The 12,796-nt window shown below is 38.7% G+C and carries 11 protein-coding genes; all 11 read left to right on the top strand.

What is annotated here, in order from left to right:
* Positions 1-36 precede the first annotated feature (36 nt).
* The 11 genes from JN11_RS14705 to accC all read left to right on the top strand — a co-directional run bounded on the left by JN11_RS14705 (position 37) and on the right by accC (position 12,794).
* Complete coding sequence (locus tag JN11_RS14705) at positions 37-621, top strand: RNA polymerase sigma factor (RefSeq protein ID WP_144913759.1); 585 nt, start codon at positions 37-39, stop codon at positions 619-621.
* 67 nt (positions 622-688) lie between these two features.
* Complete coding sequence (locus JN11_RS14700; RefSeq protein ID WP_144913757.1) at positions 689-1,690, top strand: FecR family protein; 1,002 nt, start codon at positions 689-691, stop codon at positions 1,688-1,690.
* Positions 1,691-1,710: 20 nt separating this feature from the next.
* Positions 1,711-5,049, top strand: a complete 3,339-nt coding sequence (locus JN11_RS14695; RefSeq protein ID WP_144913755.1) for a SusC/RagA family TonB-linked outer membrane protein — start codon at positions 1,711-1,713, stop codon at positions 5,047-5,049.
* 22 nt (positions 5,050-5,071) lie between these two features.
* A complete protein-coding gene (locus JN11_RS14690; RefSeq protein ID WP_144913753.1) occupies positions 5,072-6,670 on the top strand; it encodes a RagB/SusD family nutrient uptake outer membrane protein in 1,599 nt (532 codons plus the stop codon).
* 155 nt (positions 6,671-6,825) lie between these two features.
* Positions 6,826-7,353: a YceD family protein gene (locus JN11_RS14685; protein WP_144913751.1), complete on the top strand. Its 528-nt coding sequence runs from the start codon at positions 6,826-6,828 to the stop codon at positions 7,351-7,353.
* Between the two features lie 20 nt (positions 7,354-7,373).
* On the top strand, positions 7,374-7,565 hold the full coding sequence (gene rpmF, locus JN11_RS14680; RefSeq protein ID WP_144913749.1) for a 50S ribosomal protein L32: 192 nt from the start codon (positions 7,374-7,376) through the stop codon (positions 7,563-7,565).
* A 15-nt stretch (positions 7,566-7,580) separates the two neighbouring features.
* Complete coding sequence (gene plsX, locus JN11_RS14675; protein ID WP_144913747.1) at positions 7,581-8,519, top strand: phosphate acyltransferase PlsX; 939 nt, start codon at positions 7,581-7,583, stop codon at positions 8,517-8,519.
* A 12-nt stretch (positions 8,520-8,531) separates the two neighbouring features.
* Positions 8,532-9,521, top strand: a complete 990-nt coding sequence (locus tag JN11_RS14670; RefSeq protein WP_144913746.1) for a beta-ketoacyl-ACP synthase III — start codon at positions 8,532-8,534, stop codon at positions 9,519-9,521.
* 116 nt (positions 9,522-9,637) lie between these two features.
* Entirely contained in the window at positions 9,638-10,627 is a 990-nt protein-coding gene (locus tag JN11_RS14665) for a beta-ketoacyl-ACP synthase III (protein ID WP_144913744.1), read from the top strand.
* Between the two features lie 225 nt (positions 10,628-10,852).
* Positions 10,853-11,323, top strand: coding sequence for an acetyl-CoA carboxylase biotin carboxyl carrier protein (accB, locus tag JN11_RS14660; protein WP_144913742.1), 471 nt, complete (start codon positions 10,853-10,855; stop codon positions 11,321-11,323).
* 130 nt (positions 11,324-11,453) lie between these two features.
* Positions 11,454-12,794 (top strand): acetyl-CoA carboxylase biotin carboxylase subunit, encoded by a 1,341-nt coding sequence (gene accC, locus JN11_RS14655; RefSeq protein ID WP_144913740.1) that lies wholly within the window; start codon positions 11,454-11,456, stop codon positions 12,792-12,794.
* Positions 12,795-12,796: the final 2 nt, after the last annotated feature.

The following is a 12,796-nucleotide window of genomic DNA, read 5'->3' as shown; positions in this document are numbered from 1 at the left end:
TTTTACCTTTATTGCCATTATACCATTGATTTACCAATGTTAACTGAGTGTTGCGAAAAAGAAATTTTAGAGGGCCTGAAAAAAAATAACATTTCAGCTTTTAACACTTTATACAGTAATTTCAGCAAACCACTTTACATTTATCTTTTACAAAAATTAAAGGACTCCGAACTATGCAATGATATTTTGCAAGATATTTTCGTAAACATATGGGAAAAAAGAGAATCGCTTAATATTAATACTTCCTTAAAAGCCTATTTGTATCAGGCTGCCCGTTATAAAATTATCGACATTTATCGCAACGATGTTAAATATCAAAGATATCTTGCTGATTTGGCCGGATATTTAATGGTTGATCCATCCTCCATAACAGACAGAATTGACAATAGAAAAAAACTGCAGGAAATTGAAACCGCAGTTAATAATATGCCCGAACGAATGCGGGAAATATTTATTCTAAGTCGATTTGAACATCAAACTACCCGCGATATTGCCACCAAAACAAATTTATCGCCACAAACTGTAAAAAACCAGATTTCGAAAGCCCTTCGTTTACTGCGCGTAAACTATATCAGTGTGGATATATTATTCCTTTTCACCACCCTCTTTTTATTTAAATAAATTTATTTAAAAATCGGATAGTACCATCCTTCGTTTTGTTCGACTACCAATCAAACCAAACGACCAATTGGATATTAACCAAATTAAGACCCTGCTTGAAAGGTACAGCATGGGTACCTGCTCTGCAGAAGAAAAGAGAATTATTGAAAAATGGCTAGCTGAAACAGAAAACAGTAAAGCTTTTACTTATGATGATGATTTTATTTCGGAACAACTCGTTATAAGTAAAACCCAAATTGATAGCCGCTTAAAAATAACGGCTATTAAACCACGGCCCAAATATAACTGGTTGGCTGCCGCAGCTTCGGCATTGTTTGTTATCAGTGCTGGGGCAATAATTTACGCATCCTATTTAAGAAAGCACACTTCACAACAACTAGCTAACCAGCCCCATGTTGAAAAACAGGTAATTAATGGTTGGGTTTATATAAAAACATCTAAAGGAATTACCGATCAGGTTAAACTTCCCGATGGAAGTATTATAACTCTTGATGCTGCAACCATTATCCGTTACCCCCAAAAATTCACTAATCATAAGCGTCCGGTTTACTTGGACGAAGGTGAGGCGCTATTTGAAGTTGCCAAAGATAAAACAAGTCCATTTACGGTTTACACAAACAAATTTGCCACTACTGCATTGGGTACAGCCTTTAATATACGCAGTTATGCAAAAGAGCACAAAGTATCCATTTCGTTAATACACGGCAAAATCAGAATTGACGACCTGCATCCGACCCACAAAGTAAACACATCAAATATATTATTACCACATGAGCAGATAGTACTTAATAAATTATCAGGCAACCTTGTAAAATCAAGTTTTAAAGAGGAAACACCTGTTATTGCCTGGAAAAGCGGCGTATTGAATTTTAGCAATGCATCCATGGACGAAGTGATTAACACCATTGAAAATCGCTTCAATGTCACTATCATCAACAACAGCAAACGAACAAACTGGAGTTACACCGGCGATTTTAAAGATGAGCAACTAGCCGACATCTTAAAAATAGTTTGCCTTACTGAAGGAGTTTCTTATACAACCAACAAAAATAGCATAACACTTAAATAGCAAACTAACCTCAATTAAATATGAAAATTAATTTACTTTTCTTAAAAATCTGTTGCATTGCAGTACTGTTGGCCCCGGTTGGCCTCACTGCGCAACCCGAAACCCCTGCAGACCAGGGTACAACATTAACCATTAATGTTGTTAAAAAGCCCCTGGTTGATGTATTGGCCAGTTTAAGTCAGCAAACGGGTCTTGATGTACATTATGACCGCAACGAATTCGGCAGTAAAAAATTGGTTTCAATCAACTGTAAAAATTTACCGGTTGAACAAGTACTGGCAGAAATTACAGATCAAACCGGTTTGCATTTTTCTTTAATCAAGAACAAATTGATTGTAACTGCCAATGATAATTCATCAAAGGCATTTCAAACCATTCACGGTGTGGTAAAAGATACTACCGGTATGCCATTAATTGGTGTTAGCGTGAGTATTAAAGGGACAACCAAAGGCATCCAGACAGATATTGATGGAAAATATACTTTAGACGCTGCTCCCGGTGATGTTTTAACGTTTACCTATATCGGTTACTCTACCAAAGAAGTAACGGTTGGCAGCGAAACCACTATTAATGTGGTTTTAAAATCCAACTCAAACGCTTTGAACGAAGTAGTAGTAACAGCATTGGGATTGAAAAAAACTTCAGCTTCTTTGAGTTATGATCAACAAACTATTGCTGGTAAAGAACTGGAAGTAGCAAAAGATCCAAGTTTTGTGAACAGTTTGGATGGTAAAGTATCTGGTTTGCAGATAACCTCCAGCTCATCAGGTGCCGGTGGTTCAACCAAGGTAGTATTAAGAGGTAACAAATCTATTTATGGAAGTAGTAACGTGTTATACGTTGTGGATGGAGTTCCACTAAACCCACTTACCAGCACCCAACCAACCGGTGTGTTTTCATACGGGGCAGATGGCGGAGATGGTATCTCTAACATTAACCCCGATGATATTGAAAGCATCAGTGTGCTAAAAGGTGCTTCTGCTTCTGCTTTATATGGAAGTCAAGCAGCAAATGGAGTTATAATGATAACTACAAAAAAAGGCAAGGCAGGCAAAACCACTGTCACTTTTAATTCAAATACTACTTTTGATAAGGCAGTTTTATTACCCAAATTGCAAAACGAATATGGGCGGGGTGATGCTGATACTTCAAATATTGCATCGTTAAATTCTTATGGTGCCAGGCAATCTGCCGGTACTCCAAATTTAAACCCGGCTTCGTATTTTAATACCGGCGTAAGCACCATCAATTCATTTACGCTAAGCACTGGTACTGAAAAAAATCAGACATACATTTCTTATGCAAATACCCATGCAGACGGAATAGAGCCAGGCAACATCTTTACCAGAAATAATATCACCTTCCGAAATACTTCTAAAGCGTTAAATGATAAAATGACTATCGATCTGAGTGCGAATTACATTTTTCAGAACACTGATAATCGCCCTATATCCGGTACCTATTTCAATCCTTTAACCAGTATTTATTTATTCCCTAGAGGTACGGACTTTAACCAGTATAAAAATTATGAATACATTGATCCGGTTCGTGACGTCTATGTTCCAAACTGGATTATTCCTTATAATGGTGGTGGTTCTGCTGATGATCTTCAAAACCCGTATTGGATACAAAACAAAAACCCTACTACACAGGGCTTAAATCGCTTATTGGCTTCGGTAACTGCTAAATATGACTTTAACAGTTGGTTAAACTTACAAGGACGTGTAAAACTTGATAAAGCTGATCAAACCAGCAGTCAGGAACTGTATGCAGGTACAGCTGAATTATTTGCAAGCTCTACCGGAGGGTATAACTATAGTTCAAGTGGCCAAAACCAGGTTTATGGCGATTTATTATTGAATGCGAATAAAGATTTATCACACGATTTTAGCTTTAACGGTACGCTTGGTGCTATTATCCAGGACAATCAAAATAGCTCGCTTGGTTTCGGTGGCCACTTAGGTAACGTTCCTAATTATTTTAATGTAAGCAACCTTCTTGTAACCGGAACATCTAACCCTTTTAACCAAATCAACAAAACTGAAAATCAAACTCAATCACTTTTAGCGAGTTTCGATTTTGGTTATAAAAAATTCTTATATCTGGATATTACGGGACGTAGCGATTGGTCATCTGCTTTAGCATATACACAAAGCGATTCTTTCTTTTATCCGTCTGTAGGTTTGAGTAGCATACTAAGCAGCATGTTTAAAATGCCTGATTTTATCAGTTATAGCAAAATCCGTGTTTCTTATACTGACGTAGGAAATAGCATTCCATCATTTGTGAGTACGCCTGCGCAATATACCGTAAGCAACGCTTTTCCTGATTTAAATCTTACCAAACCACTTTCAACATTGAAACCTGAAATTACCCATTCATTTGAAGCGGGTATGGAATGGCGTTTCATAAACGACCACATTACTTTTGATGCAACCTATTATCATACCAATACTTATAATCAATTATTTAATGTAGCTACAACTGCAGCGTCAGGTGGTTATAAAACCCAGTATATAAACGGTGGGAATGTTAAAAATGAAGGATTTGAAGGCAGTTTAGGTTATAATGGGATTATTGGCAGTGATTTAAGATGGACCTCAAATGTTACTTTTTCATTAAACCGAAATAAGGTATTGGCATTATATACTGATAACTCAAGTGGTACACCAAATGTTATTAATGAATTTACCTTCCTTAATTCATTTAATTCTTACCAAACAGAGGCTGTTGTGGGCAAGCCATTTGGTGAAATTTATGCAAATGATTTTCAAAAGGATGCAAGTGGAAAAATAATCCTGACTAATGGTCTTCCACAATTAATTAATAATGCTAATGAATTTGTTGATGTTGGTAATCCAAATCCAAATTTCTTATTAGGATGGACCAACTCCTTTAGATATAAGAGATTTGATCTAGCCTTTACTATAGACGGACGTTTTGGCGGCGAGGTAGTAGATATGACTCAGGCTTATTTAGATCTTTACGGCGTATCACAAGCATCGGCAACGGCAAGGGATAATGGCGGCGTTTTAATTAATGGAACAAGAATAAATGCCCAAACCTATTACAATCTGGCTGGTGGCCGAGAGGGCGCATTAGCTGAGTATGCCTATTCAGCTACAAACATTCGCTTAAGGGAGGCATCTTTAGGTTATACTATTCCTGGCACTGTATTTAACAATAAAATACAAAATATCCGCATTGCTTTCACTGGTCGTAATTTGTTCTTCTTTTACCTGAAAGCCCCTTATGATCCGGAGACAACTTTATCAACCGATAATACTCTTCAGGGTATTGATCTGTTCGGTCAACCGAGCACAAGGCAATTAGGTTTCAATATATCAGCGAAATTTTAAAACGAATAATAATATTATTAATATGAAAAAGACATATAAAAAGAGCTGGCTATTATTGACAGGCATTTTGGGCCTGTTTGCAATAAGTTCTTGCACAAAAGACTTTCAAGCCCTAAATACAGACCCAAGTAAAGTAACCCAAAGCCAGGCTGCTGGTGATCAACAATCAACTGGTGGTTTTTTTCCGGATATGGAAGAAAACATTTTCAATATAACTGATTATAACTATCAGGTTCAGCAGAATTTGAATGCGGATGTATTTTCCGGCTATATGATGTCTCCGGATGACGGATTTGGCAATAATAACACCAACTACTTCATGCGGTCAGACTGGAACAACGAGATGTTCGATCTTGGGAATCAGCATATCATGAATAATTGGGTGCAGATTAGAAAAAATGCAGGCCCACAGGCTCAGCACTTTGTTGCGATGGCCTTGATTCTGAAAGTTGAGGGCATGCACCGTGTAACGGATCAATATGGGCCAATGCCTTATTCAAAATATGGAAGCAACGCATTTTTCGTACCGTATGATAGTCAGAAAGATATATACACCAGATTTTTCACTGAATTGGATACTGCGGTAAATACACTTACAGCATTTGTAAAAACCTACCCGGGGCAAACACCTTTTAAACCATTTGACATGATTTATGCTGGTGACTACAAACAGTGGCTTAAGTTTGCCAATACGTTAAGGCTTCGTTTAGCAATGCGTATTGTATATGCTGACCCAACCACTGCACAGGCACAAGCTGAAAAAGCGGTAGCTGATCCAAACGGGTTATTAAGCACCGTTGCCGATGATGCTTATTTAAACATGGTAAATGGTTTAAGCTATCAAAACCCGTTATGGAACATCACAAATGCATATGGTGATATAAGTATGAGTGCTGCCATGAAATCAATTATTGAAGGTTATAACGACCCACGAGAAACTGCTTATTTTCTTCCATCATCATACGATGGCAAGTATGAAGGTATTCGCCAGGGGCAGAATATCACCACTGCTGAATATGCCGGTTTTTCTTTGTTAAATGTACAATCAACTAGTGCTTTGCAAATAATGGTAGCATCAGAAAGCTACTTTTTAAGAGCCGAAGGCGCGTTGCGTGGATGGAATATGGGTGGAGGTACTGCACAATCCTTCTACGAACAAGGTGTGGCCCTTTCTTTTCAGGAAAAGGGTGTTAGTATGCCTAGCGGATATCTTACTAACACAACAGCAACCGCAGCTCCTTACGTTGACCCTACTAACTCTACTAATAATGTGCCAGCCGGTAATCCATACTTAAACAACATCAGTATCGCCTGGAATAGTGGAGATTCTTTTGAGCATAACCTGCAAAGGATCATTACCCAAAAATGGCTAGCTATTTATCCAGATGGCGAAGAAGCATGGTGCGATTTCAGAAGAACCGGTTATCCGAAATTATTCCCTGTGGTAGTAAATAACAGTGGTGGTCTAATTAGTACAACCTCATTTGTAAAACGTATCCCCTTTGCTGCTGATGAAAATTCTACTAACCCTAAAGGTGTTGCCACTGGTGTCCAGGAACTTGGAGGCCCCGATAACGGAGGCACCAGATTATGGTGGGATGTAAATCCATTGGTACCATAACCTTTTCAATCTAAATCAAAAAGCCGACGTTAAACGCGTCGGCTTTTTGATTTTATGAGGTTTTTTATACCCTCAAAAATTGCTAAAAACCTATTTTAAAAAACACTTTTCAATTATCATAAATATCCTTACATTTGCGGGCTAATTGTTGCTCATTGAAATCGCTAAGAAATTATTCGATTCCTTTTACTGGCCTCAAGCTGGGTAAGCACCAGTTTGAATTTATTGTTGACAATGCTTTTTTTGATGCGTTTGAATACTCGCTGGTGAAAAAAGCAAATTTGAAATGCCAGGTTGAACTGGAAAAACAGGAGACAATGATTATCCTGAACTTTCAAATTACCGGAACAATAGATGCAAATTGCGACAGGTGTTTGGCACCGTATCCGCAACAGGTGGATATTCGCGAGCAGCAGGTGGCAAAGTTTAGTGAAGAGGCAATTGATGAAGATGAAGAGATCATCACCCTATCTAAAAATGATCATGAGATCAATATAGCCGGGTTGATTTACGAATATATAAATGTTGCTATTCCTTTTATAACGGTTTGCGACAACGAGGGAAATACTCCCTATTGTGATAAAGAAACGCTGGAGAGTTTAAACAAACTTTCAGCAGGTACAGAAGAAGAACAGGAAGAGAAAACAGACCCACGGTGGGATGCTCTCAAAAAATTTAAATGAATTATTAAAAAACAGGATTTATGCCACATCCAAAACGTAAAATATCCAAATCAAGAAGAGATAAGCGCAGAACACATGACAAAGCTGTTGCTCCTACTTTAACTACATGCAAACTTACTGGCGCAGTGCACTTACCGCACAGAGCTTACACTGTTGATGGTAACGTTTACTACAACGGTAAATTACTGATAGAGAAAGCAGCTGTAGCATAAGTTTAATTTTCTGAAATGAAGATTGGCTTAGATATTATGGGCGGTGATTTCGCTCCCAAAGCAACTGTTTTAGGGGCAATTGAAGCTTATAAAGCTTTGTCTGAAGGCCAGCAACTGGTACTTATAGGCGATAAAGAACAAGCTGTCAGCATCCTTCAGGAAAACAATGTTAGTCCGGATCATTTTGAGTTTGTACACACAACCGAAGTGATTGGTATGGGCGAGCATCCTACAAAGGCAATCGTTCAAAAACCCGATTCCAGTATTTCTGTAGGTTTTAAACTTCTTAAAGAAGGAAGTATTGCTGCATTTTCTTCAGCCGGCAATAGCGGTGCCATGCTTGTTGGTGCCCTATTCAGCGTAAAAGCTATTCCAGGCGTTTTACGCCCTGCAATGACAACTATTATACCTAAACTGAAAGGCGGTTTAGGTATTTTAATTGATGTAGGTGCCAATGCTGATTGTAAACCTGAGTTTTTAGTACAATTTGGCGTGTTGGGTAGTTTATTTGCGCAGCATGTTTATAATGTTCAAAATCCGAGGGTTGCCCTTATGAATATAGGCGAGGAGGAGGAAAAAGGCAATATACTTAGCCAGGCCACCTACCCGCTGATGAAAGAATCAAACCTTATTAATTTTACCGGTAATGTGGAAGGACGCGATATGTTTGGCGACCTTGCCGACGTAATTGTTTGCGACGGATTTACCGGCAATATTATTTTAAAACTTGCCGAATCATTTTACGTAGTAACCCTGAAAAAGGGACTTAAAGATGAGTTTTTCGACAGGTTTAATTATGAGCAATACGGAGGCAGTCCTATTTTGGGTGTAAATGCTCCTGTAGTTGTAGGGCATGGTATATCAAGCCCTGAAGCGATTAAAAACATGGTGCTTTTATCAAAAAACATGGTTGAAAGCGCCCTTGTAGATAAAATAAAACTGGCTTTCCAGTAAAAAATATTATAAATGAATAAAATTCATGCTGCTATTACAGCTGTGCATGGCTATGTACCTGATTATGTACTAACCAATCACGAGCTGGAAACAATGGTAGATACTAATGATGAGTGGATAACCACGCGTACGGGTATCAAGGAGCGAAGGATATTGAAGGGTGAGGGTCTTGGAACATCTGACATGGCCGTTCCGGCGGTTGAAGCGTTACTAAAGAAACGCGGTATCGGTGCAGATGAAATTGAACTGATTATTTTCTGCACATCAACTCCCGATAGGGTATTCCCGGCCACGGCAAATATACTGGCTGCAAAAATTGGCGCAAAAAATGCGTGGGGATATGATTTGCAGGCTACCTGCTCAGGTTTCTTATTCGGTCTGGCAACCGGTTCTCAATTCATCGAAAGCGGTAAACACAAAAAAGTATTGGTAATTGGCGGCGATAAAATGTCGTCGATAATAAATTATAAGGACCGTGCCACCTGTATTATTTTTGGTGATGGTTGCGGTGCTGTGTTACTTGAACCAAATGATGAAGGTAACGGTGTTATTGATTCGATATTAAAAAGCGATGGTGTAGGTGTCCCTTTTCTTTACCAGGAAGCCGGTGGATCAGTAAAACCTGCATCACATGCTACTATTGATGCCAATGAGCACTCTATTTATCAGGAAGGTAAAACAGTATTTAAATTTGCGGTAACCAATATGGCTGATGTTGCTGCCGAAATAATGGAGCGCAACAACCTTACCCATGATGATATTACATGGCTGGTGCCACACCAGGCCAACAAACGCATTATTGATGCAACCGCTACACGTACTGGTGTTAGCCATGATAAAGTAGTTATAAATATTGAGCGTTATGGCAATACCACCAACGGAACATTGCCCCTATGCTTATGGGAATGGGAAAACAAATTCAAAAAAGGCGATACTTTAATACTAGCCGCCTTTGGAGGAGGATTTACCTGGGGATCAATTTATTTGAAGTGGGCATACTAAAAAGAGGTAACGATTTCTAAAAAAATTCGATCTTCACATTTGAAATTCGCACATTAGCACATTAAATTAATTTCTAATATAAACAATATAAACCAGCCTTTTAGTAAACTATTACAATGAGTAAAATTCATGCTGCTATTACAGCTGTTCACGGTTATGTACCTGATTATGTATTAACCAATAAAGAACTGGAAACCATAGTAGATACCAATGACGAGTGGATAACTAGCCGCACAGGTATTAAAGAAAGGCGCATATTAAAAGGCGAAGGTCTGGGCACATCAGATTTAGCTGTACCTGCGGTTGAGGCTTTATTAAAAAAACGAGGAATCACTGCAAACGAAATCGATCTGATTATTTTTTGCACTACTACTCCTGATAGGGTATTCCCGGCTACCGCAAATATTCTGGCCGATAAAATTGGCGCAAAAGAAGCATGGGGTTTCGACCTGCAAGCTGCTTGCTCAGGCTTTTTATTCGGCTTGGCAACAGGCTCACAGTTTATTGAAAGTGGTAAACACAAAAAAGTATTAGTTGTAGGTGGCGATAAAATGTCATCCATAACCAACTATAAAGACCGTGCCACCTGTATTATTTTTGGCGATGGTGCCGGTGCTGTTTTATTGGAACCAAATGACGAAGGTAACGGTGTAATTGACTCTATATTAAAAAGCGATGGCGCTGGTGTACAATACCTGCACCAAAAAGCCGGGGGCTCTATAAAACCAGCTTCACATGCAACGGTTGATGCTGATGAGCACTTTGCTTATCAGGAAGGTCAGGCAGTATTTAAATTTGCCGTAACCAATATGGCCGATGTTGCCGCCGAGGTAATGGAAAAAAACAATCTTAATTCGGAAGATATTGCGTGGCTCGTGCCCCATCAGGCTAACAAACGTATTATTGATGCAACAGCTAACCGTACAGGTGTTAGCCCCGAAAAAGTAATTATAAATATTGAACGCTATGGTAACACCACAAATGGAACAATTCCATTATGTTTGTGGGAGTGGGAAAGCAAATTTAAAAAAGGCGACAATTTAATATTGGCTGCTTTTGGCGGTGGCTTTACCTGGGGATCAATCTATTTGAAATGGGCTTATTAATAGGCAAATAAAAGATGTTTATATAAGCTAAACACATTTTAAATTTAGCTTCATTTATAACACATTATTTAATTAAAACAGTTTATAATTATAAATAACAAGTCAAAAATCAGCAAATGGGTAATCTGTTTATTTGAAATCTGCACATCAGCGTATTACAAGCAAGCAAGTTTGCACATCTGCATATTAACATATAACTTTATCCAAAACAACTAACGCCCGAGCATGGATATTAAACAAATACAAGATCTCATACGCTTTGTTTCCAAATCAGGAGTAAACGAAGTTTCAATTGAGCAGGAAAACTTTAAGATCACTATTAAAACTAATCAGGTTGCAACAGTAGTTAATGCAACCATACCTGATGTTCAACAGTTTTCTGCTGCACCTGCACAGATTGCTGCCGCACCGGTAGCCGCATCAGCACCAGCTGAACCTGTTGCTGACACATCAAAATATGTGACCATAAAATCACCAATGATTGGAACTTTCTACCGTTCATCAAGCCCGGATAAACCTTTGTTTGTTAACGTTGGTGACGAAATAAAACAAGGATCGGTACTTTGCATTATTGAAGCAATGAAATTATTTAATGAAATTGAATCAGAAATTTCAGGCCGTATTGTGAAAATATTGGTTGACAATGCATCACCGGTTGAATATGACCAACCGTTATTTTTGGTTGAACCTATTTAATTGTTTAGTTGATTAGGTTGACTAGTTGATTAAGTGAGTGGTTTTATAAGCCAGTTCTCTTGATCAACTGATAATTAATATTAAAACTCAATCAACAATTCAACTTAATCAACCACTTAACTAAAAAAACATGTTTAAAAAAATATTAATAGCTAACCGTGGTGAAATTGCCCTGCGAATTATTCGTACCTGTAAGGAAATGGGTATTAAAACCGTAGCTGTATATTCAACTGCCGACCGTGATAGCCTTCATGTACGTTTTGCTGATGAAGCTGTTTGCATAGGCCCCCCTCCAAGCAGAGACTCTTATTTAAATATCCCTAATATCATATCAGCTGCTGAATTAACCAACGCTGATGCTATTCACCCGGGTTATGGCTTCTTGTCAGAGAACGCAAAATTCTCTGCTATCTGCGCAGAATACGGCATTAAATTTATCGGCGCTACCGCAGCCCAGATAAATTCTATGGGTGATAAGGCTTCGGCTAAAGAAACCATGAAAAAAGCTGGTGTACCTACTATTCCAGGTTCTGAAGGTTTATTGCAAAGTGTAAAAGAAGGCATTGAAATTGCCAAGAAAATAGGTTACCCAGTAATTTTAAAAGCTACAGCCGGTGGCGGTGGCCGTGGGATGCGTATTGTTTGGAAAGACGAAGAGTTTGAAGGCGCATGGGACTCTGCCCGTGCCGAATCTGGTGCAGCTTTTGGTAACGATGGCATGTATCTGGAGAAATACGTACAGGATCCACGTCACATCGAAATACAGGTGGTAGGTGATCAGTACGGTAAAGTTTGCCACCTTTCTGAACGCGACTGTTCTATTCAGCGTCGCCACCAGAAATTGGTTGAAGAATCCCCATCACCTTTTATGACAGAAAAACTGCGTAAAAAAATGGGCGACGCCGCCATTAAAGGTGCTAAAGCTGTGAAATATGAAGGTGCCGGAACAGTAGAGTTTTTGGTTGATAAAGACCGGAATTTTTATTTCATGGAGATGAATACCCGTATACAGGTAGAACATCCGGTTACAGAAGAAGTAATCAACTTTGATTTGATTAAAGAACAAATAAAGGTTGCCGCAGGCATACCTATATCAGGCAAAAACTACGAACCAATATTACATGCAATTGAGTGCCGTATCAATGCCGAAGATCCTTTTAATAACTTCCGCCCATCACCGGGTAAAATCACCAACTTCCACTCTCCGGGTGGCCACGGTGTACGTATTGACACACACGTTTATACCGGTTATGTAATACCACCTAACTATGATTCAATGATAGCCAAGGTTATTTGCATGGCGCAAACCCGCGATGAAGCACTGGCTACAATGGAACGTGCATTAAGTGAATTTGTGATTGAAGGTGTAAAAACTACCATACCTTTCCATTTAAAATTACTACAGGATCCAAATTTCCGTGCCGGTAATTTTACCACTAAGTTTATGGAAACATTTGAATTTACCGCATAAAA

This window comes from Mucilaginibacter frigoritolerans, assembly GCF_007830615.1.
Taxonomy (GTDB): domain Bacteria; phylum Bacteroidota; class Bacteroidia; order Sphingobacteriales; family Sphingobacteriaceae; genus Mucilaginibacter; species Mucilaginibacter frigoritolerans.
The sequence above is the reverse complement of the archived record's forward strand: the minus strand, read 5'-3'. Positions and strand labels throughout refer to the sequence as shown.

What these genes read in the sequence shown, in the direction of transcription:
- JN11_RS14695 (WP_144913755.1), top strand. Translation starts at nt 1,711, where the DNA reads ATGAAAATTAATTTACTTTTCTTAAAAATCTGTTGCATTGCAGTACTG.
- JN11_RS14705 (WP_144913759.1), top strand. Translation starts at nt 37, where the DNA reads ATGTTAACTGAGTGTTGCGAAAAAGAAATTTTAGAGGGCCTGAAAAAA.
- accB (WP_144913742.1), top strand. Translation starts at nt 10,853, where the DNA reads ATGGATATTAAACAAATACAAGATCTCATACGCTTTGTTTCCAAATCA.
- JN11_RS14690 (WP_144913753.1), top strand. Translation starts at nt 5,072, where the DNA reads ATGAAAAAGACATATAAAAAGAGCTGGCTATTATTGACAGGCATTTTG.
- rpmF (WP_144913749.1), top strand. Translation starts at nt 7,374, where the DNA reads ATGCCACATCCAAAACGTAAAATATCCAAATCAAGAAGAGATAAGCGC.
- plsX (WP_144913747.1), top strand. Translation starts at nt 7,581, where the DNA reads ATGAAGATTGGCTTAGATATTATGGGCGGTGATTTCGCTCCCAAAGCA.
- JN11_RS14670 (WP_144913746.1), top strand. Translation starts at nt 8,532, where the DNA reads ATGAATAAAATTCATGCTGCTATTACAGCTGTGCATGGCTATGTACCT.
- accC (WP_144913740.1), top strand. Translation starts at nt 11,454, where the DNA reads ATGTTTAAAAAAATATTAATAGCTAACCGTGGTGAAATTGCCCTGCGA.
- JN11_RS14665 (WP_144913744.1), top strand. Translation starts at nt 9,638, where the DNA reads ATGAGTAAAATTCATGCTGCTATTACAGCTGTTCACGGTTATGTACCT.